The organism is Hufsiella ginkgonis (assembly GCF_009834915.1).
GTDB lineage: Bacteria > Bacteroidota > Bacteroidia > Sphingobacteriales > Sphingobacteriaceae > Hufsiella > Hufsiella ginkgonis.
Genome location: NZ_WVHS01000005.1, coordinates 395,788 through 417,885, shown reverse-complemented (window position 1 = coordinate 417,885; position 22,098 = coordinate 395,788). Strand labels below are relative to the sequence as shown.

The 22,098-nt window shown below is 51.1% G+C and carries 20 protein-coding genes; 7 read left to right on the top strand and 13 right to left on the bottom strand.

Going from position 1 to position 22,098, the window contains the following annotated elements:
• Positions 1–194: 194 nt before the first annotated feature.
• Positions 195–1,403 carry a Pycsar system effector family protein gene (locus tag GS398_RS20545; protein WP_160908694.1) on the top strand — a complete coding sequence of 403 codons (1,209 nt, stop codon included), beginning with the start codon at positions 195–197 and terminating at the stop codon, positions 1,401–1,403.
• On the opposite strand, the gene GS398_RS20540 is transcribed toward GS398_RS20545, so the two are convergent.
• The 4 genes from GS398_RS20540 to GS398_RS20525 all read right to left on the bottom strand — a co-directional run bounded on the left by GS398_RS20540 (position 1,400) and on the right by GS398_RS20525 (position 4,069).
• The gene (locus GS398_RS20540; RefSeq protein ID WP_160908693.1) at positions 1,400–2,017 is read right to left on the bottom strand and encodes a DUF2652 domain-containing protein; all 618 of its coding nucleotides are present in this window, start codon (positions 2,015–2,017) and stop codon (positions 1,400–1,402) included. The genes GS398_RS20545 and GS398_RS20540 overlap by 4 nt on opposite strands.
• 120 nt (positions 2,018–2,137) lie before the next feature.
• On the bottom strand, positions 2,138–2,569 hold the full coding sequence (locus GS398_RS20535) for a nuclear transport factor 2 family protein (protein WP_160908692.1): 432 nt from the start codon (positions 2,567–2,569) through the stop codon (positions 2,138–2,140).
• Between the two features lie 164 nt (positions 2,570–2,733).
• Positions 2,734–3,075, bottom strand: coding sequence for a hypothetical protein (locus GS398_RS20530; protein ID WP_160908691.1), 342 nt, complete (start codon positions 3,073–3,075; stop codon positions 2,734–2,736).
• A 643-nt stretch (positions 3,076–3,718) separates the two neighbouring features.
• Positions 3,719–4,069 carry a hypothetical protein gene (locus GS398_RS20525; protein ID WP_160908690.1) on the bottom strand — a complete coding sequence of 117 codons (351 nt, stop codon included), beginning with the start codon at positions 4,067–4,069 and terminating at the stop codon, positions 3,719–3,721.
• A gap of 195 nt (positions 4,070–4,264) precedes the next feature.
• Between GS398_RS20525 and GS398_RS20520 the strand changes: the two genes are divergently transcribed.
• Positions 4,265–5,449: a DUF3095 family protein gene (locus tag GS398_RS20520; RefSeq protein WP_160908689.1), complete on the top strand. Its 1,185-nt coding sequence runs from the start codon at positions 4,265–4,267 to the stop codon at positions 5,447–5,449.
• A gap of 40 nt (positions 5,450–5,489) precedes the next feature.
• Here GS398_RS20520 and GS398_RS20515 read toward each other — a convergent pair whose 3' ends face one another.
• Together GS398_RS20515 and GS398_RS22905 are read right to left on the bottom strand one after the other, a co-directional pair.
• Positions 5,490–6,866, bottom strand: coding sequence for an aspartate kinase (locus tag GS398_RS20515; RefSeq protein WP_160908688.1), 1,377 nt, complete (start codon positions 6,864–6,866; stop codon positions 5,490–5,492).
• A 71-nt stretch (positions 6,867–6,937) separates the two neighbouring features.
• A complete protein-coding gene (locus GS398_RS22905) occupies positions 6,938–7,753 on the bottom strand; it encodes a phosphatidylinositol-specific phospholipase C/glycerophosphodiester phosphodiesterase family protein (RefSeq protein WP_202406153.1) in 816 nt (271 codons plus the stop codon).
• A 188-nt stretch (positions 7,754–7,941) separates the two neighbouring features.
• Here GS398_RS22905 and GS398_RS20505 point away from each other — a divergent pair, with 188 nt between their 5' ends.
• Positions 7,942–8,286 carry a hypothetical protein gene (locus tag GS398_RS20505; RefSeq protein WP_160908687.1) on the top strand — a complete coding sequence of 115 codons (345 nt, stop codon included), beginning with the start codon at positions 7,942–7,944 and terminating at the stop codon, positions 8,284–8,286.
• Between the two features lie 5 nt (positions 8,287–8,291).
• Here the strand turns inward: GS398_RS20505 and GS398_RS20500 are convergent, their stop codons facing one another.
• Complete coding sequence (locus tag GS398_RS20500; protein WP_160908686.1) at positions 8,292–9,686, bottom strand: Gfo/Idh/MocA family protein; 1,395 nt, start codon at positions 9,684–9,686, stop codon at positions 8,292–8,294.
• A gap of 76 nt (positions 9,687–9,762) precedes the next feature.
• Positions 9,763–10,323, bottom strand: a complete 561-nt coding sequence (locus GS398_RS20495; protein ID WP_160908685.1) for a hypothetical protein — start codon at positions 10,321–10,323, stop codon at positions 9,763–9,765.
• A gap of 247 nt (positions 10,324–10,570) precedes the next feature.
• Between GS398_RS20495 and GS398_RS20490 the strand changes: the two genes are divergently transcribed.
• Complete coding sequence (locus GS398_RS20490; protein ID WP_160908684.1) at positions 10,571–11,338, top strand: PI-PLC domain-containing protein; 768 nt, start codon at positions 10,571–10,573, stop codon at positions 11,336–11,338.
• A gap of 135 nt (positions 11,339–11,473) precedes the next feature.
• The gene (locus GS398_RS20485; protein WP_160908683.1) at positions 11,474–11,926 is read left to right on the top strand and encodes a hypothetical protein; all 453 of its coding nucleotides are present in this window, start codon (positions 11,474–11,476) and stop codon (positions 11,924–11,926) included.
• Between the two features lie 3 nt (positions 11,927–11,929).
• Here the strand turns inward: GS398_RS20485 and GS398_RS20480 are convergent, their stop codons facing one another.
• The 4 genes from GS398_RS20480 to GS398_RS20465 form a co-directional block, all read right to left on the bottom strand.
• On the bottom strand, positions 11,930–13,345 hold the full coding sequence (locus tag GS398_RS20480; RefSeq protein ID WP_160908682.1) for an efflux transporter outer membrane subunit: 1,416 nt from the start codon (positions 13,343–13,345) through the stop codon (positions 11,930–11,932).
• Between the two features lie 112 nt (positions 13,346–13,457).
• Positions 13,458–16,613: an efflux RND transporter permease subunit gene (locus tag GS398_RS20475; protein ID WP_160908681.1), complete on the bottom strand. Its 3,156-nt coding sequence runs from the start codon at positions 16,611–16,613 to the stop codon at positions 13,458–13,460.
• Positions 16,614–16,687: 74 nt separating this feature from the next.
• A complete protein-coding gene (locus GS398_RS20470; protein ID WP_160908680.1) occupies positions 16,688–17,872 on the bottom strand; it encodes an efflux RND transporter periplasmic adaptor subunit in 1,185 nt (394 codons plus the stop codon).
• Positions 17,873–17,973: 101 nt separating this feature from the next.
• A complete protein-coding gene (locus GS398_RS20465; protein ID WP_160908679.1) occupies positions 17,974–18,573 on the bottom strand; it encodes a TetR/AcrR family transcriptional regulator in 600 nt (199 codons plus the stop codon).
• A 134-nt stretch (positions 18,574–18,707) separates the two neighbouring features.
• Between GS398_RS20465 and GS398_RS20460 the strand changes: the two genes are divergently transcribed.
• Positions 18,708–18,971, top strand: coding sequence for a hypothetical protein (locus GS398_RS20460; RefSeq protein ID WP_160908678.1), 264 nt, complete (start codon positions 18,708–18,710; stop codon positions 18,969–18,971).
• A gap of 241 nt (positions 18,972–19,212) precedes the next feature.
• Positions 19,213–20,097: a glycerophosphodiester phosphodiesterase family protein gene (locus GS398_RS20455; RefSeq protein WP_160908677.1), complete on the top strand. Its 885-nt coding sequence runs from the start codon at positions 19,213–19,215 to the stop codon at positions 20,095–20,097.
• Positions 20,098–20,163: 66 nt separating this feature from the next.
• Here the strand turns inward: GS398_RS20455 and GS398_RS22900 are convergent, their stop codons facing one another.
• Positions 20,164–22,038, bottom strand: coding sequence for a heparinase II/III domain-containing protein (locus tag GS398_RS22900; protein WP_160908676.1), 1,875 nt, complete (start codon positions 22,036–22,038; stop codon positions 20,164–20,166).
• Positions 22,039–22,098 lie beyond the last annotated feature (60 nt).

Below are 22,098 nucleotides of genomic sequence, written 5' to 3'. Positions count from 1 at the left end.
ATTTTAACGGGCTATGTATAAACCAAATAGAGGCAGCATAGTTTTGGTTAAAAAGCTATAGCCGGCGGCTAACGGCTTGTTAATCGTCGTTTATTATGTATTGATCAGTACCGGGAAGGTGCGGTAACTGCACTGATCTGGCCTGGTGCACTTTTATTAATGTAATTAAGCTGCCAGGCAGCTAACAGCGACAAATGAAAAATACGAACCCCATTATTAAGAACGCTTCGGTATATGTTTTCGACCTTTTTAAGGAGAAGCTTTCCGGTGACCACGTATACCACAACTACCCGCACACGCTGCAAACAGTAAAAGCGTGCAAGGAACTGGCTGCAGCTTATGACCTGAGCAGCCGCGACCTGGAGGTGCTCCTGCTGGCGGCATGGTTTCACGACACCGGTTATACGCGCAGCTATGAAGGGCATGAAGCGCACAGCGCAGCCATCATGAAGGATTACCTAGACGGCGAATATAAGCTGGAAGACATTGCCGAAATAGAAAGTCTTATTTTATCGACGCGGTTCGATTCGGTTCCTGATGGTACCTTACAAGAAATATTGCATGATGCAGATTACATCAGCATTGGCAAAAAGAAGTTCACCCGGCGGGCGGAGCTGCTTCGCATAGAATGGGAACGCCTGTTGGGGAAACGTTATTCGGCGGTGGAATGGGAGCAGGAGCAGCTTAATTTCCTGCTCAGCATCACTTTTAAAACGGAAGAAGCGCTTACACTCTATGGCGAGCAACGCGAAGATAATATCCGAAAGCAGCGCGCCACCCTGGAAGAGGTGAAAGAGGCCGGGGAGAAGAACCAGCTGAAGCTTGAAAAGAGCGGGCTTAATAAGCCGCCAAAGCTGGGCAGGGGAATCGAAACTTTGTACCGGTCCGTGTACCAGTATCACATCGACCTGAGCTCACTTGCCGACAATAAAGCAAATATTATGATCAGTATTAATACCATTATCGTATCACTGATCATCACGCTGTTTGGCACCGGGTTCACTTTTTCCAGCCAGGGAGAGCTTGGCAGCGTCAGGTTCGTGTTCCCGATGGCCATCCTGTTGCTGAGCAGTCTCACGGCGGTAGTATTCGCCATCCTTTCGGCACGGCCGAATATCACCTCAAAAGAGAAATTTGAGCTTGCCAATAAGCAAAGCAGCGTGTTGTTCTTCGGTAACTTCGCACAGCTGAAACTGCAGGAATTCGTGGACCAGATAAACCTGCTGAAAGAGCAGAACGAGGCGCTGTATGATAGCATGTCGGTCGACATTTACCACCTCGGCTCGGTGCTTGTTAAAAAATACCGGCTGCTTTCCTGGTCGTACAATATTTTTATGGGCGGATTGGTGGTAACGGGGATCGGTTTCGTGGTTATTATGCTGATCTCTTACGAGGTGGCTTAATCTTCGGCACGCCCGAATTCATCGGGCGTAAGGTAGTTGTACTTCACCTCGCCGATATATTCGTAAGTTTCTGAGCCCGAGCGCCAGTCTTCGGCAAAGATCACTCCGCCATAATTGCGCCGTACGCGCCGCACGTAGTCTTCCGTAAAGAGGATGTATTCATTTTCGTCGAGGCTATTTTTTAGCAACCGGTGCGCAATGATCACGTCTTTGCCAATTAGCTTGGTGCGGCCTTTGATGTTCGCCGGGCATGCGCATCCATAGTGGATGATCACTTTCAAACCCAGCTGCCCATCGGCCAGGTGCTTTTCGTAATGTTCCGGGTGACTTTTCTTATAAGTAGCGATGTATGTTTCGAACGTGCTAAAGAACAGGTGACATTGTTTAATTACGCGCGCCGCGGCAGGTAATCTCCCGGTGCGGTAAAAAAAGATGGCATCGCCCTCGATCTCGCCTACATTCATTTTCAGGATGTTGGAGTCCACCAGCCTGCGTAGTAAGCCGGGAATGATCTCTTTGCTGAATTCGATATCCGCGGTAGCGATGAGCCTGGTAAATCCGGTAATGTCCGGAACACAAAAAAATGCCGGCAACAGGTCATCACATTGATTCATGGTACTAAAGATACTTGAAATACAGTAACCGATAGGGAAAGGTTTGCACTGATGCTTTAAAAAAAAGGCCCGCTTACCGAAGCAAGCAGGCTCTTTTCTCTCTATTAACACTAAAACTAATTAATTATACACGCTGGATACGTTGGTGATTTTCCAGCCTTTATCTGTTTGTAACATGGTTACGTAATTTACCTGGCTGAATTTTTCGTAATCAAGGTTCACTTTCACGATCACCTGGCCTGGCAGGTTTTCGATCACCGAATAGCTGGTTTTGCAGTTTTGCTCGGTACCCTCGGTATATTTGGCGATCTGGAGGATGTTAGCCTTGTTGTAAGTGAGGATGCTTTTACCGCGTTGTACCGTCATCTTGGCATCTTTGTCTAATACCGAAGCCAGGTTTTCATTTTTGCCATGGCTGAAAGCGTCGACATACGCTACGATCGCATAGTCCATGCTCAGTTTATCGTTTGCCGTTTTGATAGTGCCGGCTTGTGTAAACAATGCGGTGAACATTGCGCAGGCTACCAGGAAAGTTATTTTTAGAGTTTTCATGATGTTGTTGATTAAGTTGGTTATTGTTTGTTGTTGATATTTGATGTTGTTTGATAATAAGACGAGACCAGGTTTCGAAGCGTTACAGGATTTTTATGAAATACTTTACTTTTAACATTAATTTAACGTTTGAAGGGAGTAATGTACGCTGTCGCAAAATCCCGTTATTTCGGCTCCTGAACTTCACCGGGGTTTCCCCAAACGAAAGCCGGCAATTTTATTTTCGTAACGTTTTCTTCTACGGTTGCTTCGGTGTTTTCTCCTGAAGCGAATTCAGGAAGCGGGAAGCGCAGTTTAGTTACCGGTGTGTTCTCCACGTTTTTAGCCACCTCTTCGGGGTTGCCCCAGTTAAATTCAGGCGCTTTAAAAGGCTTGAATTTTACGGGTGACTTAGCGGATAACGGAGTGTTACCTGTTTCTTTTGAAGACTTATTTTTATCATCAGCAAAACCGCTGGCAGCAACCATTACTAATAAAGCTGTGGTAAGAATATGTGTCGTTTTCATGACTAATTGTTTTATGTTGTTGTTTGTTGAATCAAAAGTATAGCGGAAAGCCGGGCCGGCCTACAGCAAACTGGCGGGCAGCGGAACAGGGGCGGTGAACGGCGGAAAATTGGCGGTGAAGTTGTAACTCCGGTCCTGGGATACCAGGCGACGATTCCCCGGCTATGAATGCGCCGCCACCGATATACAGGTATTTCGGGCTTTATACCCGGGGCGGATTTGCAGGGAATTCATGCTTTCCGTATTATCGTGCAGGTCACCCGGTAAATTGCAGTAGCTGACCTTCTTCAACCCGCCGTACGTTTTGTTATAACAGTTGGTGGCTGGGTAATGCGGTTTATGGTTAATTCTGATCACCGGGATGAGACCGGTATATTGAGACGTATACGCGTATTCGCAAAGAGCCCGTACTGATCCTGGGGATAGACGTAAAAAATTCCTGCTGGTATCAACCTGCAAAAATATTTGCAGATAGCAGCAGGAAAGCCAAAAGCGGGAAAAGGCGTTTCCTTTCAAAAAACACCTTTTCGGCAGGAGAGATGCAGCGGATGAGAAGGGTGTGAAAGGCGGGCTTCAAAAAACTAAAACCGGCGAGCCGTATATAGGCTGGAATCGGGGTATTTATATACGGACCGGAAGCAGGCTATTTTAAAGGATCAGGCATTTCAACCTCTTCGGGGTTTCCCCAAACGAAAGCTGGTAATTTGATCTCCGCTGTTTTTTCTTCGACGGTTACTTCGGTATCCTCTCCCCAAACAAATTTAGGCAATGCGAAGGCCATTTTTGCCGCGTGGATGTTTTCGATGGCGATCGTTGCGTCTTCAGGGCTTCCCCAGTTAAATTCAGGCGCTTTAAAAGAGGTGAATTTTGTAACTGATTTTTCAGTGGCCTTTTCGTTCCTGGCTTTCTTCGACTCTTTATTTTTATCATCGGCGAAGCCGGTGGTGGCAACCAGTATTAATAATGCTGTGGTAAAAAAGTATGTTGTTTTCATGACGTTGAGTTTTTGTTGTCGTTTGTTGAATCAAAAGTATCGCAGTAAGCCATTTTCGCCTATAACAAGCTGGCAGGCAGTGGAAGTGTGCCGGTGAATGATGAAAAACGGGCGGTGAATGAAGGAAATCGTACTTTGTTTTCAGTTTAAGCGTATATTAAAAGCGCGAGAGAACCGATCGCAACCCATTGATAAATGACCCAGTCCCGCACAAGCGATCATTTTTATACGGACCTGCCGGCTTCCGTCAGCAGCATGTACGATCTGTTGGGTGTTCCGGGGCTGTTCGTGGAGGTGCCGGCCGATTGGTTCGTGGTGATCACGGATGTAAAAAATTCGACACCCGCGGTGCTGAGCGGATTACACGAAACCATCAACCTTGTTGCCACAGGCAGCATCGTGACCGCGTTGAACATCGCCTACCGGGCAAAGATCACCATCCCTTTTTTCTTCGGCGGAGACGGTGCTACGATGCTGATACCCCCGAGCCTGCTGCAGCCGGTGATGCGTGCGCTTATTCTCCACAAAGAAAATACGTTGGGCAACTTTCAGCTCGACCTGAGGGTGGGGAGTGTTCCGGTGGAGCGACTCTATCACGAAGGACATAGGTTAACGATCGCCAAATTCAGCCTGACGGAAAAATTCCCGATCCCGGTGATCCTGGGTGACGGCCTCACATACAGCGAGAAGCTTGTTAAAGATGCAGATAAGGCTGTCGCGGATCACCTTCCGCAGGATGGCGAGCTTGACCTGGAAGGGATGCAATGCCGCTGGGACCGGATCCCGCCGCCCGCGGGTACACAGGAAGTGGTTACGTTGCTGGTAGTAGCTACCAACGGAAAGGACCAGGCTGCCGCTTTCCGGAAAGTGATCGGCCTGCTGGACAGGATCTATGGTAACCCGCAAAAGCGGCAGCCGATATCGGTGGCGAAGCTGCGCATGAAAACCACTTTTAACCGGTTAAGCGACGAAATGCGCCTGCAGCTGGGCAGGATCCGGTATGTTGGGCTGTTCAAGAACTGGCTCAGGATGTTATTTGCCGGGATCTATTTCCGCACCGCGAAGGGCCGGAATTACCTTAACCGCCTGGTAGAAATGTCGGACACGCTGGTGATGGATGGTCGCATTAATACCGTGATCTCCGGTACGATGCAACAGCAGCAAGAACTGCAGCAGGCGCTGGGCAAACTGGAAAGCACCGGCGAGATCCTGTATGGCCTGCACGTCAGCCGCGACTCTGTGATGTCGTGCTATGTACGCGATCTCGAAGACGGGCATATCCACTTTGTGGATGGCAGTGACGGCGGGTATACCATGGCGGCGGGCATGCTAAAACGTAAATTGACCGATACTTCCGACACCTTTGGCTACCACCGATGAGCCGGTACGATGCCGGTGCGCAATGCCGCTCTTCAGCCGTTTATCCCACCACTTTATTTAACCCGATCACCGCTTTCTCGAAATCCTCGCGGGCTACCAGGAACTGGAAGTTCACTTTGCGCAGGGCGAAACCCGCGCCCACAATATTTACGCCGGCATCCGTGAGGGCACCCGCAGCTTTAGCAAGCAGACCGGGTTCGTCCATGTTCGAGCCGAGTAAACAAACCATGGCCACTTTCTCGACGGTGATCTTTTCGAAATAGGCAGCGAGGTCGCTTACCAGTTTTTTGGCAAAGTCGCGTTCCCATATTACAATGGTGATGCTATTGGCACTGGTTGCTTTAAACGTGTAGCTGATGTGATGCTTAGCGAAAACCTGCATGATCTGCAAGTCGCTGCCTACGTTACCCACCATTAGCGGATCGTAAATATCTACCAGCAGCAGCTTATCAGTACCGGTGATCACTTCTACCCGTTTGGCAGGGCTGATAAACTCGCGGGTGATGAGCGTACCGGAATGCGCCGGGTCGAAGGTGTTTTTGATACGCAGATTTATACCGCTCATCTCCAGTGGTTTGGAGGCTTTTGGGTGAATGGCTTCCATGCCTACGTCGGCCAGCTGGTCGGCAATGTCGTAGTTGGTAAATCCCACGGGATTGCAATTCTCCTCCCCCACCAGTGCCGGATCGGCGGTTGACAAGTGGTATTCTTTATGAATGATGGCTTCGTGCGGCTTAAGCACGGTAGCGATCTTACTGAACGTAACTTCCGAGTAGCCACGGTCAAACTCGCGCATGATCCCTTCGGTACCTTTGGCATAACCGGTTACAATGCAGATGGTACTCGCCAGGTTTATGTGCTTAAAGGCATGTTTGATACGCTGATCGATGGTGAACGGGCGGATATCACCAAACCCGCTAAGATCTACCAGGGTGGCGTTAATCCCTTTGTGCTGCAGGATATGCGTGAGAACGAAGGCCGAATGGCTCTCGCCTATAGAGGCCAGGATCTCACGCGCGGCCTGCAAAATGCCCTCGGTAGCTACATAGCCCGATGCCAGGATACCTGCAAGGTTCTCCAGGTAGGTTTGCGCTTCGGCCACATGGGTTTCGATGCAGGTATCCGCTTCGGCGAGGTTAAGGCCCAGCGGCGCATATTTCTTATTGATGGTTTTCAGCTTGCCTACCAGGCTTTTGAGCGGTTTATGAAAATCCTGTTGCTTTGCCAGGCGATGGTATACACCAGGTTCACCCGTTTTCTTGTTTTCGAGCAGCAGGTTGGTTACGCCCGAAAAAGCGGATACTACAAATACGCGGTTATACAGCTCGTTGCCGGAACGGTTGTATAAGATGATGTTTTCGATAACCGTATCGAGGGCGCTCATGGAGGTGCCGCCGATCTTTTCAACAGTAAGCATAATGGCGGTAAATATAGGGATGCCGGGGGAGATTAGAAACCCCGCACGCCCGTTACCGCCATCCGGTGATCTTAAACGTACAGTTTACCGGGGTAGAGGGTTCGTTGTTCGGCTACGAGAAAATTTTTCAATGCTACCAGCCGGTCAGTGTTAATCAGGTCTACGCCGCAGGCGAGCAGTTCTTTCCATACCGCCTCATTTTCGGGCGAAGCCCAGAGCCGTACTTTTTTTCCCTGGAAATGTGCCATTTGGATATATAGCTTTAGCCTGGTACGCTCAGCTTCGGGTATCGGGCCTTTACCGCTCCATTTCAGCAAACGGGAATACCGGCAGCTGGCCATGGGCGAAATAGCATGGTTAAGAGGGCGCTTTTTGATCGACTTCAGGTCGGCGTCTATGAATGCCAGGCGACAAACTTCTTCACTGAGTATGCCGGTGGGTTTGTTGCCGGTAAGCACTACCGTAACGGCATTGCGGCTAATCCTGCCGTTCTCGCAAACGGTAAGGATGTGGCGATATTTTTCCAGCAGCGGAAGCAGGGCTTTATAGGTCCTGGCAGCCCCGGTCTTGATATCGATCATTAAGGTAACGGGGTGATCGCGGTCGATGGTGCAGCCGGGAGTGGCAAGGTACCGCGCGATCGGTGCAAAATAGAGCTCTTCGAGCGTGCGGTTCTTTTTCCAGAACGGGTTAACATGGGCAACGATCAACTGGCCCGACAGGAGGAAAATATCGGCTTCCACGTACAGGAAACCGTTTTCAAGCGCATCGGCCAATGGGCGCTTGTTCCAGTAATCGTTGTGCGAGTACGCATTCGGGAGAAAAAAATGTTGCTGGCGAACGGGATCGAGCGATTGTAGTTGCATAGTCAGGATGCTGTGATTCACAAGGATAACGTTTACTTATGTCCTGTGCATTAAGCATAAATCAAGCGTTTCTTAAGAAATGTTCAAATAATCGTCAGGTTTAATATGTCGTTAACCGCAGCATCCAGGCATTATTTGAGTTGAAATTAACATAATGATAATATTGAGTTAATATAAATACGCGATACATTTGTCTCATAAGTATATTTATGAAGAAAGATCGATCTAAAGCAAGCTCCGCTGATACCCGTAAACAGATTAAGCTGGCACTCATCGCAAGTGTGGCCGAAGTGGCTGCAAGCCTGGGACTGGATTCGAAAAAGATAGCCAAAACAATCAGTAAAAGCAGCGCGAAATTGGCGAAGAAGTTCGCCAGGAGTGTTAAGTCGACAAAAACGGTGGCTATTTCTGCCGAAAACGTTGGGGCAGCGCCTATTGTTACAAAAAACAGGGCAGCCATAAAAAATTCACCCAAGCCATCGGCTTCAAGAACGGTGTCAGTAAAGAAACCCAAAGTGAAGCAGGAAGACGCGGCAGCAGCACCCGAAGTGTAGTAAGTTTATACCACGACCTCCGTCACCTTTTTCGTCTTCCTGCTCTTTTCCGCCATGAACCCCATCAGGTGGCTTTCGATAGACTCATCTATCGTAGAGGTTAACATTTTGGGATCCTGGTGTGCCACGGCCTGTACAAAATCGCGGGCCAGCAGCCAGTCCCCGCCCCCGTGACCGCTATTCTTGTAGCCTTCAACATCTTCGGCTACCGGCTTCAGTTTCTGTTGTTTGCCGGTCCTGAAATCCGTGATCACCAGTTCGGTCATATCACCCGCCATATCACCCATGGCGCCGAACACCCGGGTGCGCCTTCCGGCATACGAGGTAAAGGCTTCCATAGAGAAGTTGGCCGTAACGTTGTCCGCAAAGCGGATGCTGGTGATGTAATGGTCGGGCTGGTCATTGTCCATACGGTACACGCAGCGGCCATAGTTGGTGGTGTGCAGCCGTTCTATGATTAGTGCTTTTTTCTCTTCGGCCGTGGCATTGTCCGGGATATCGAGCACCTTGTTACGGCCACCGCGTTCCACATATTCGCGGATGGCGGAGTAAGGGCACTCGCGCTCCACCCTGCACCCGCTGGTACAACGGTCGGTACTGCCTTCCGGTGCGTTTTCTTTCCTGAACCATTTCAGGTCGCCCATCGCAACGATCTCACGGCTGGGTTTATCGATCACCCATTTTATGATGTCGAGATCGTGACAGGATTTTGCGAGCAGGATGGGCGTGGTCTCTTTGGAATTGTGCCAGTTGCCGCGCACATACGAGTGGGCCATATGGGTATGCTCGATGGGCTCGAGGTGTTGGACGCTCATTACCTGGCCGATGGCGCCCGCCGCGATCAGCTCTTTCATTTTTACGAAATAGGGCGCATATCGCAGAACGTGGCAAACCGCCACGATCCGACCGGTTTTTTTAGCCATGGCAAGTATGTTGCGGCATTCCTTTTCTGTAGGTGCGATGGGCTTTTCGAGCAGAATGTCATAACCCATTTCCAGCGCTTTCATGCAGGGTTCGTAGTGGAGGTTATCGGGCATGGAAATAATCACCGCATCGGCGAACTTAGGCCGTTTAAACACATCCTCCCACGTATTGAAGCGGTTCCCGGCGACAATTTTATGGATTCCCGCGTACCGGTCGTTGCGGAAGGGCACCGGTTCCGCTACCCCGATGATATCGAGCTGGTCGGGGAATTGTGCCGCGAAGCCGCCGTATACGTTTCCGCGGTTGCCGGCGCCCAGGGTAATGGCCGTTACCGGTTTCGCGAACGGCTTATGCGCCGGGTTGGGCGGAATGCTGTACGAATACGTGTTACCGGCAATTTTGGCGATGGTATCCGAACTTACGATCGTGGCGCCGAGGGTGACGCCTAACTTTTTGATCAAACTTCTGCGGTTCATAAGATAAGTCGTTTATACATTATTAGTAGACATGTTTAATTTCAGGTTGATTGCTGATCTGCAGCACCGGCGGCCCTTACTTTTTCCCAAGAAAATAAGACACATTTACAATTGCCCCGGATGCGGCAACGTCGGTATTATTCAACCGTTGCATGTTGATCTCGTTAACACCTACGTCTACCGTGATCATGTTGTTGCCCTGTGTATGAAATTGGTAGCCGATGCCTGCGCTGTAAAGGTTCGTGCTGCGGTACTTCTCGACCTTATCGCGGCTGATACCGCCCTCGGATTTGAAATAAAGATCTGCCGGAAACCTGGCGGTGCTTACAATTTTATTCAGTAATTTATAGGGGAAGTATTTAAGTGCGAATCGCAACGAATACGGCTTGTATGCCTGCTCGATATCCTTACGCTCATGGCGCTGGTAGAGGAAGTTGGCGCCTAAGGTGAAGGAAGACGAAACCGGCCATTCATAACCGATCCCCGCGTCGAAGCCCGGCTTTAACACCTCGTCGTCGATAAAACTGCCGCCGGCAAAAAGCAGGAACCCGGGAACCCTGGGATGCTCCTGGGCGAAAGCGGGGCCGGTTTTTAATAACAACAGGGTAAGGAGGGAGGCGGCGGCGAGTTTTTTCATTAAGCGGGTTTTTTCATTAATAAATATACCGAATCTGTTTATTTAAGACTACCATAAACTTAACTAATTTGCAATATCTCCTTTGTCTCTCTTCGCTTTCTGCTCCCCAGCAACCAAATGCCATGATCCCATTTATCCGTATGTTTGCCGGAAACATGGATAACCGGAACGCGCGCGTGCGGTAAGATTATACCTCCACCAGGAATAATACCGCAGAAGCGGTAAGAATCCTTGAAACTTTAATATTATGAGGAAAACACTCCTGCTTCTTTTTTTGGCGATCAGCAGCAAAACAGGCCTGGGACAGGTTACCCCAGGCGTATCTTATGTGCCCGCAAGCATTCATTCGCATAACGATTATTCGCGTCCGGGAGCATTTTACGATGCCTTTAACGCGGGCGTGGGTTATATCGAAGCCGATGTCTTTTTGCGAAATGGCAAATTGCTGGTGTCGCATGATACCACGGGGCTGGATCCCGGCAGAACATTGTCGGCGCTTTACCTGGTCCCTGCGTTAAAGGAACTTACCGTCCATCCGCGCCCACTTAGTCTCCTGATCGATGTTAAAGAGGGGTATGCTTCTTCGCTTGCGGTGTTGATAAAGGAGCTGAAACCGTTGGAAAAGATCATTTTCGATGGAAGGAACAACGCACCGTTAACCATCGTGATCACGGGTACGCGTCCGGTGCCTGCGTCGTACCCGCAATATCCTTCTTATATTTTCTTTGACGATGACTTGCAGCTTCCCCATAATCCTTTACAATGGAGCCGGGTGGCGCAGGTAAGTCTCAATTTTGCCACGTATTCTAAGTGGAAGGGGATAGGCTTACTGCCTGCGCAGGATGAAAAACTACTAAAAGCGGTGATCAATTCGGTGCACAGTTCCGGCAGGAAGATCCGTTTTTGGGGAGCCCAGGACAACCCGGCCGTATGGTCCAAATTAATGGAGCTCGGGGCGGATATCCTGAGTACCGACAAAATCAGCGAATTGAAAGACTTCATAAAAACCAGGTAGACCGCCGGAGGATATAATTGGGTATCCCTATCATATTTATTTTGGACTTCGGAGAAATTACGGTCCGAAAACATGACTACGCAGGTTAGTTAGCAAAAATCAACCTATATTTGCTATACCCTCATTTTTTTAGTTATGTCCAAAATTACTGATAAAGATATCGTTGACCTGTTGGAAGAAAGAATAGCCTCACTCAATGCCGAATTAGCCCGGTTTCGACTCGTATTAGATGTATTAACCAGTATAGCGGAAGAAAGCTTGCCCGGGAAGGGCGAATTAACGCAACTTGCACAAGTAGTTGAAGACCGGATAGGCGGCCCGGTGGTCAGGTCAATAAAAAAGACGCCCGCTCTAACAGTTCCTCTTGATTTTAGTGATAAACTAAAAGTGACGGAAAAAGTGATGTTTGCATTGTCAAAGACCGGGCCGGCCTGTAAAGACGATATTTTCAAATTTCTACATGATCTTAAGCCGGCTGCCGACCCGGTAAAACTGAATAATGTACTCACCGTGGTGCTCTCTTCCATGTTGAAAAAAGAACAGATTAAGGCAGAGCGGGCCGGTAAACGGTACCGCTACTTCCTTTGATCATTATTTCCAGCCGCCACCCAGCGACCGGTACAGTTCCACCATATTATCGCGTTGTGCGCGGCAGATGTCGGCCAGCGAAAGCTCAGCCTGCAGGGCGTTGGTTTGTGCGCTGATCACTTCCAGGTAGTTGGCCATATCACTTTGGTACAGCAGCTTCGCATTGGCCACGGCCGTTTTTAGCAGCGCGGCGCGTTTTACTGCGATCTCCTGTTGCTGTGCCAGTTTCTCATGCCGCACCAGTGCATCAGAAACCTCCCCTACCGCATTCAGAACCGTTTCCCGGAATTGCAGCACCGCCTGTTCTCTTTCTTTTTTGGCGATCTCGTAACGGGTTTTCAGCTCGCGTCGGTTAAAAACGGGCGTAAGCAGCGTTCCTCCGGCAATGCCGAAAAGTGAGCCGGGGATATTAAACCAGTTACTGGCCTTAAAACTTTCGATACCGCCCGCGGCGGTGATGTTCAGCACAGGATACAGGTTTCCCTGGGCCACGCCGGCACGCGCATTGGCGGCGGTGAGTGCAAGTTCTGCTGCGCGAATGTCGGGTCTCCTGCTGAGTAATGCCGATGGTACCCCGGGAGGCAGGGAAACAGGTACGGTAACATCGCCCAGGGTGGCCGATAACTTTAACGGCGCGGGCAGCTGCCCGGTAAGTACCTGCAGCGCATTTTCCTGCAGCGCGAGACTTTCTTCCAGTTGAGGGATGAGCAGGGCGGTGGTTTGCTTTTGAACATCGGCCTGCTGTACGGCCAGCGAGTTGGTTTCGCCGGCCTCTTTAAGCAAGGTGGTCATTTGCAGTACGCTGTCGCTCAGACGCAGGGCTTGCCGGGCGATGCCAAGTTGCCCGGCAAGTAACAGGGTGTTAAAATATCCGCGGGCAATGTCGGCCACCAGTTGCGTTTGTACCGCCCTGGTAGCCTCGTAAGTCTGCAGGTAAGTGGCCAGCGCCGCTTCTTTACCTCGGCGGATCTTTCCCCAGGTGTCGGCCTCCCAGGCAACACTAAGGCCGGCATTGTAGTTTTCGATGTGGCTGCTGCCCAGGAAACTGCTGGTACTCAGGCCGCTCAGGCTATTGTTGGAGGGGCGGTTGTACTGCCCCGAAACAAGCAAGTTCACCTGGGGAAGGCCGGCCGCTTTTGCCTGCTTTAACGCAGCTTCGGCAATGCCGATCCGGTTAACCGCCATTTGCAGGTTATAGTTGTATTGAATGCCTTTATTAACAAGGTTCTGTAAGGCGGTGTCGGTTAAAAATGTTTTCCAGGGCAGCGAGGCGATGCTGCTCGTATCTGCAAACGATACATTTCTGAAATTGTCAGGAAGGCTTACCTCAGGCCGCTCATAGTCTTTGCCAACTTTACAAGCGCTGGCGAGGATGGCAATGAGGAGCAGCGTGCTCCAGATAATGAAGTGATTTTTCATGTGGTTTGTCGTAAACATGCGTGTAGATTTGACGTTTGACGTTTTAAGTTTGACGTGGCGGCAGCTCGTGATAAAAGGATAAATCATAGGACAAAGTATTTGCCGGACGTTATTAAATATCCGGCGTCTCACGTTCAACCAGCTTAGGTGTTCCGGTGATTTTCTCCTGCAGGTATTGAAAGATCACGAACAGGACAGGGATCACAAATACCCCGAGAATTACGCCGGTGAGCATCCCGCCTACGGCGCCTGTTCCGATAGAACGGTTACCCAACGCGGAGGCGCCCGTGGCCCGCACCAGCGGAAGCAGTCCCGCGATGAAGGCGAACGATGTCATCAGGATAGGGCGGAGCCTTAACCGTGCGGCTTCGATGGCTGCCGTAACGAGGTCCATGCCCGCCCGCCGGCGCTGTACGGCGTATTCGATGATCAGGATCGCGTTTTTGGCAAGCAAGCCTACCAGCATGATGAGCCCCACCTGCACATAAATGTTGTTCTCGATACCGGAGAGCCCGATGAAGGCGAAAACCCCGAAGATCCCGGTTGGTACGGAAAGGATCACGGCGAAGGGCAGCACATAACTCTCATATTGTGCCGAAAGCAGGAAATACACGAACACAAGGCTGAGGATGAATACCAGGGTGAGCTGCGAGCCGGAGCTTTGCTCTTCGCGCGTCATCCCGCTCCATTCGTAGGCATAGCCTTTCGGGAGGTATTTTTCGGCCACTTCCTGTACCGCTTTAATGGCATCGCCGGTAGTGTACCCGGGATTTGGCAACCCGTTGATGGCTACCGCGTTAAAGAGGTTGTTGCGGGTAACGGTTTCCGGGCCGTACACCTTCCGGAGCGACACCAGGGCATTGGCGGGCACCATCTCCCCGAGGTTATTTTTCACAAATACATTGTTAATGGATGCCGCATTGTCCCGGTAGGGGATGTCTGCCTGTACAATTACGCGGTAATATTTGCCAAACCGGTTAAAGTCGGAGGCGAATGAGCTTCCGTAATATACCTGCAGCGTTTGCATCAGCTCGGTAATGGATACCCCCATCTGCCGTGCGCGACCGTAATCGATGTCGAGCATGTATTGCGGGTTGCTGGTATTAAACGTGGTGAACGCGTACATGATCTCCTTGCGTTTCATCAGTTCGCCGATGAACCCGTTGGCGGTGCCGTTCATTTTATCGAGCGGGCCGCTGGTGCGATCCTGTAAAATAAGCTCGAAGCCGCTGGTGTTGCCGAAACCCTGCACGGTAGGGTACACGAACATAAAGATACTGGCTTCCTTTACCACGCTGAATTTCTGGTTCAATACGCCGATCAGCTCGTCGAGCTTATTTACCGGCCCGCGTTTACCATAGGGTTTCATCCGTATAAATCCCACCGCATAGGCGGAACTGTTGGCGTTAGCCACGATATTTAAGCCGGTTACGGCGCCGTGCCGTTCTACCGCTTCCACCTCGTCGAGCAGCTTATCGATCTTGTCCATCACTTTCTGGGTGCGGTTAAGCGACGCTCCCGGGGGGAGATTAACCGAGTACACCACGAAGCCCTGGTCTTCTGTAGGAATAAACCCGGTTGGCGTACCGCGCATGATCCAGACAGTGGCCAGCGTGATCACCGCCAGGGCGCTAAGCGCCACCCATTTTTTCCTGATCAGGAAATTGAGGCTGGAAATATACCGGTCTGTGGTCGATTTAAAGCCTGCATTAAATGCCGCGAAGAACCTGCCGCCAAAGCCTTTTTTAACCGGCTGGCCGGCTTCATCGTGGTGTGAATTTTTAAGAAATAACGCGGAAAGTGCGGGACTTAACGTCAATGCGTTCACCGCCGAGATAAGGATCGCGATAGCCAGCGTAAACGCAAATTGCTTGTAAAATACACCCACAGGTCCCTGCATAAAACCTACCGGGATAAACACGGCCACCATCACGAGGGTAATAGAGATGATAGCGCCCGAGATTTCGTTCATCGACTGTATGGTGGCAGCCCGTGCCGGCAGCCCCGTTTCATCCATTTTGGTGTGTACCGCCTCTACCACCACGATGGCGTCGTCTACCACGATCCCGATGGCCAGTACCATGGCGAAAAGCGTAAGCAGGTTAATGGTGAAGCCGAATAACTGCATAAAAAAGAAGGTACCGATAATGGCTACCGGCACCGCAATAGCGGGAATAAGTGTCGACCTGAAATCCTGAAGGAAGATGAACACCACGATAAATACGAGGATGAATGCTTCCACCAGCGTATGTTTTACCTGGCTGATGGAGGCGTCGAGGAACTCCTTCGAGCTATACATGTTAAAGTAAGTGATGCCTTTGGGGAAAGATTTTGCGGCTTTCTGCATCACTTTGTCCACCTCGGTGAGGATGTCGTTGGCATTGGAGCCGGCTGTCTGGAATACGGCGAGCCCGGTTCCCTGGTGGCCCATGATCCTGGTGTTGGCGCTGTACGTGTACGAACCGAATTCGACACGTGCCACATCTTTGAGCCGGATCATCGACCCATCTGGATTGGCTTTGAGAATGATCTCTTCATACCCCGTGTTCTTAGAAAACTTGCCGGCGTACTTTAGTACATATTCAAAAGCCTGGGTGCTGCTTTGCCCGAACCTGCCGGGTGCCGCTTCGATGTTTTGTTCCCGGATGGCATCGAGCACGTTTTGCGCGGAAAGGTTTTCGGCAGTCAGGCGGTCGGGTTTAAGCCAGATCCGCATCGAGTAATCACGTGCGCCAAAGATCGTTGCCTGTCCCACACCCGGTACGCGCTGGATCTCGGGGATGATATTGATCTTGGCATAGTTCTGCAGGAAGGTCTCATCATAGGTACTGTCTGTGCTGTAGATCAGCGGCACCATGATCATGCTGTTTTGCTGTTTCTGTGTAGAGATACCTGCCTGTACCACTTCCTGGGGAAGCTGGCTTACCGCTTTCGACACCCGGCTCTGGACGTTTACCGCCGCGAGGTCGGGGTTGGTGCCCAATTTAAAGAAAACGTTGAGGGTCATGGTACCGTCGTTACTGGTGGTAGAGGTCATGTAAGTCATGTTCTCCACCCCGTTTACCGCTTCCTCGATGGGAGTGGCCACGGCGCGCGCCACCACTTCGGCATTGGCGCCGGGATACGTGGCCGTAACCTGGATGGTGGGCGGCGCAATGTCCGGGAACAGCGTAATGGGCAGGGTATACAGGGAAAGTACGCCAAGCAGGGTAAGGATAATGGAGACTACGGTAGATAGTACCGGTCGTTCGATGAAAATTTTGAACATAGTTGTGGCATAATGCCCCTGGTACATGTTGCGGGGCAGTGAAAAAAGTGAGGGTTGGTTGGACGTACGGCCGGCTACAACGAAGCTACCCGGAACAGGCTGTCGGCAGAAATGGTCTGCGGCCTGATCACGGTACCGTCGTGTAAGCGGCTGATCCCCTGGTAAACGATCTTCTCACCAGCTTTTAGTCCGCCGGAAACCAGGTAGTAGTTCCCGGTAGTGCCGGTGATGGTGAGCGGTTTGCCCAGTACTTTGTTGCTGTCGGTCAGCGCGTAAACGAATATTTTGTCCTGCAGCTCGTAGGTGGCTTCCTGCGGCACCAGCAGTGCGCCGGTAACCTGGCTCGGGATCCGTATCTTTCCCGTATTGCCGGAGCGCAGTAATCCGCCCGCATTCGGGAACGTTGCCCTGAAACTGATGGTGCCGTTGGTTTTGCCGAACTGTCCTTCGGTGAGCTCTACTTTACCTTTTACGGCGTAGATGCTGTTATCGGCCAGCAGCAGCTCTACCTGGGGTAGCCTGGCGATCTTTTCAGGTACGTCTGCGCCCGGGAAGTCTTCTTTAAACCGCAGGAAATCCACTTCGCTCATGCTGAAGTACGCGTGCATTTCCTTGTTTTCCGAAAGCACGGTAAGCGCTTCTGCCTGTGTTTTGCCTACAAGGCTGCCGGTTTTAAAAGGGATCCTGCCTACATACCCATCCACCGGTGCGGTAACCACGGTATAGCCTACGTTGATCCGGGCCGCCTGTACCTGTGCGGTCGCCTGGGCCACATTCGCTTTCGCCGATTCGTAGGCCGACTGCGCGAGCCGCAGCTGAACCTCCGATACTACTTTGTTTTGTACCAGCGGAGTAAGCTTTTCTACGTTTATAGAGGCATTTTCTAATGCCGCTTTAGCGGAAAGCAGCAGGGAGTTTGCCGTGTTAAGCTGTTCCTGGTAGCTGGCGGGGTCTATGCGGAAAAGTGATTGACCGCGGTGTACATAAGCGCCCTCGTCTACGAAGATGGCTTGCAGGTAACCATCTACCTGCGGACGGATCTCGATATCGCGGCTGCCCTGCAGCGATGCGTTAAATTCTGTATAGGTAGTTACCGGGCGCGAGGAAACCGTAATTACCGGCAATTCTTCCCCGGCAGGCGGGGCTGCATTTTGACCGGCCGAAGGCGCGCAGCCGCTGTAAATAAGCAGCCACGCAGCCGCCAGTATTAATAGCCCGCCGTGGCGGGTCGAAAGTGTATTCTTCCTGGTTGTTTTCATGATGATTCGTTGTTAAGAGTTAATGGTACCGGGTATATCCTGAATGTTTATACAATGTTATTTTTCCTAACGATGTTAGGCTAAGTGGCCAAAAAAAAACCTTAACTAAGGTTTTTAATAAAGCCGCTGATGGCGTCGTCGAGTACCAGCTTGTTTAGTTCGGTATCGTACGCCGAGTTTCCCACTATTTTGATGGAGATGAGCCCATGCATCACCGACCAGAACGTGTGGTATTTGAGGCAGATGTTCACATCACCGCGCTGGTTCTTTTTCGCCAGTTCTTCCATCGGCTCGGAAACGAGCCTCCGGAAGTTTTCCTGCTCGGGCATCGATTTGGAGATCTCGCAACAGGCCATTCCGATACCGAACATCAGCTGGTAATGCTCCAGGTTATTGAGGGCGAAATCCCAATAGGCGTCTGCCATAGAGCGGATCTGTTCGGCCGGATCCTGGAACTTGTCTCTCGCCTCTATGATCTTGGCGGAGAGTATCCGGAAACCCTCCTTGCTGAATTCAAGCAGGATGGCCTCCTTGTTTTCGAAATGATCGTAGATAACGGGCACGCTGTATTCAATGGCGTCGGCAATCTTGCGGATAGATAGTGCATGCCACCCGTCCTTCATCACCATCTGCCACGCGGTACAAATAATGTTTTGCCTAACCTCCTCCTTCTGCCGCAGCCGTCTGTCTGTAATGCCCATTGTTAAATAACCTAACAGTGTTAGCAAATGTAAGGGTGTTTTGTTTTATCATGCAAGAGAAATAAGGAATAAGGTGCGGTTATGATGCGAAGATGACAAAAGACTATCGGGCGGCGCGTACTTCGAACACGAAGGTGCACCCTCCTTGCGGTGGATTCCAGCCGGATCCCGCCATCATTCAGCCTGAACATATCGCGGCAAAGGACCAGGCCGGGGCCATCTCGTCGCCCTCGGTAGGCCTGTGGCGCCAGCAAGCTCACGTTCCGGGCGATGCTGTCGCGAAGGTCGAAGCTGGTGAGTTCACCACGATGCCGTCCATATGCGTCAGTCACCGGGTTTACCGACGAATAAGCGGAAGCCAGCTTTCGCAAAAGGCCGGGGTGACAAGTCAACGTTAAATGTCACTTAAATAATATACGACCTTAACAATCTGGTAACATAAAATTTAAAACTTGCGCTACATTTAAATACTAAATACGGCGACTTATTATAAGGAAAATATTTACGATGAAAAGCGGCCCGGGGACGCGCAGGCGCGGTCGGTTATTGCTGCTGCCGGCGCCACAGGGCGTACGCTAATTCCATAAACAACTACCTCGCCTGTTTCTTTGATTGAAACAGGGTTATACACATCCGGAAGTGAAAAAGCTCCTCCTCCTCCTCTTCGCCCTCTCCGCCTGCAAAACAAGAGTGTCTTCTGTTAACCAGCCGTTCCCTGCGTTCGATACCGAGGCCCACCGCGGCGGGCGCGGCCTGATGCCCGAGAACACCATCCCCGCCATGTTAAACGCGATCGACCTGGGTGTTACCACGCTCGAAATGGACATCCACATCACCGGCGACGGGAAAGTGATCATTTCCCACGATGATTACGTTAACCCGTTGTTTTCGCTTACCGCGGATGGGAAAGAGATCCCGAAAAGTGAGGCAGCCAACTACGCGTTCTATAAAATGAACTTTGCCGACATCGCGAAATTTGATGTAGGTTCCAGGTTTTATGACAAGTTCCCGCAACAGAAAAAGATGAAGGTTTCGATGCCGCTGCTTTCCGACCTGGTTGAACAGGTGCAGGCGTATATACACAAAACCGGCAAAAAGCAGCCCTTTTATAATATCGAGACCAAGAGCAGCGAGAAAGAGGACAACATTAACAATCCCGTGCCCGACCGTTTTGTGAAGTTGCTGATGGATGTGGTGGAGGAAAAGAAGATCGCGCCCTGGGTAGTGGTGCAGTCGTTCGACAAACGCACGCTGCAGGTGCTGCGCAAAAAATACCCGCATATGCGTGCCTCTTACCTTGTGGAAAATAATAAAAAGACGTTTGCTGAGAATATCGCCGAACTGGGCTTTATACCGTTCGTGTATAGTCCCGCTTATAAGCTTGTTACCGCAGAAATGGTAAAGGAAGCGCATGCCAAAGGCATTAAAGTGGTACCCTGGACGGTAAATACAACAGAAGAAATAGACGCATTAAAAGCACTTGGCGTTGACGGTATCATCTCCGATTATCCTAACCTGTTATAAAAAAGCCATCGCTACGTTTCCTATACCGCTTTTAACTGGCGCAGCTATGCGCGCGGATGCCGGCGCCTAACGTCCCCACTCCGTTAGCGACTGTACCTTTCTCACAGGTTTCTTAACCGCTCCCTTCGGTACCAGCAGCACGTTAATTGCCTCGGCGGTTGCTGCGGGGATACGTACTTCGAAGCCAACGAGGATGACACCGGGATTGGGTGCGTCGTAGCTGGTAGCGGGCTCTGCAGACCAGGATTTGAACCGGATATCGCCGCTTCCCTGGACGGTCAGTTCCAGCACGTCATCGCCCTGCCGCAGCGTGGCTTTATTGTTCCCGGCGATGATGACTTTCGCGGTAGTAACCATAGACCAGCGGAGGATGACCTCCTTTTCACCGGTGGTGATCTCATCCCGCACCACGGCATACTTTTCGTCTGCGATGGCAACACCACGATGGAGTTTCGTAACACCTTGGTAAATGGAAGTGAGATCGATCACGGCGTTCATAAAGGAAGGTTTTTCAGAATGACTGATCACGGGCGCCTTACCCGCTACCTGCTGCAGTTGTCCGTCGATGGTGAGGGTGTTGTGTGCGAAGTTATTCAGGCGGAAGACCGTCCAGCGTTGCGAGCTTTGCTTCATATCAAACAGCGAAGAAAAGCCCTTTGATTCCAGGGATTCGTAAGATTGCATGCCCAGGTCGGAGGCCCAGCGCACGCCGCCGGCATCGAACACGAAACTGCCGGCGTCCATGTGCCCGTGGTTTAACGAGGGAGAGCCGCCTTTCACGGCAAGATATAACCCTTTGGGGTCGCTCCAGGACGTACGCATCATCATTACCGGGTTGGCGCTGATGCCCAGGTAAGTGGTCTCTTTTGGTTGGGTTATTTTATTGAACGACAGGTTTTTACCCCAGATAAGCGTAGCCGGAAGCAGCCGGTCGCCGGATATTTTTTGTTGGTTGAAGTAGCTTTTTTCCACCCAGAGCAGCGACGGATCTGCCAGTTTTTCGGAGAACCAGAACATGGCGGGGTTGAGGCCGGCGCCGTTCCCTGAATCAAAATAATTAAATGGTTTGCCGGTGACGCCGGTCATGTGCTGCAGGTAAACGGCGGTTTTGAGGAAGCCTTTTTTCTCCGACAGGCCGAACGTGTTGCGATAGGCGGTTTGGAGCGCACTGATCAGCATTACGTTAAACGAAGTTCCGTAGGCCCAATAGCCGTATCCTTCGTTGTAAGCGCCGTCGGGCTCGTATTCATTCATAGGGATCTCTACAGAAGTAATGGCCCTCGAAATAATTTCTTGCGACAGGACAGGATTATCTTCGTAAGTAGCTATTGCGCCAAAAGCCATTCCTGCGTTACACACCTGGTTCCAGTTGTTATTCACCTTCAGCCAGTAATTATACTGCGGCTCTTTTGAGCGCTCAATGCCTTTGCCGATGATCGCTTCGCGGATGAGCGTACGCGAGTTTTCGCGGAGATCGCGGTACAGCCAGTCGTAACCGATCGACATGGCCATGGTCATTTCTGCGACGTCCAGGAAATGGGTAGGGTTCCAGTCGCTAAAAGCGGCTACGGCGAGCATTTCGCGCTCAGCCCGCTGGAGGTACTTCGCGTCGTTCGTCATGCGGTAAGCATATGACAGGTAAAATACACGGCGAAGGCATTCGCGCGACTTGTCGAGCAGCCGCCGGCCGATCTTCACATGCTCAACGGGCGGCATGGCGAGCATGGCATCGCAATCGCGGATGATGGATTGATGCAGCTTATTCCAGGCGGGATCGGACCCGATGGTCTTACGGATGCTTTCTTCTTCCCCGGCGCCGAGCAGCAACCGCGGGTGCGGGGTTACCGGTTGACCGACCGTTTCCGGGCGATTTTGTGCCATTAAGCCCTTGCAGGCGAAAATGAGGCCGATGATGACAAGTACATGCGATAGCTTTTTCACTGGGAAGGGCTTTTAACCGGTTTTACAGGCAAGATATAAATGATATGTTTACTAAACTCA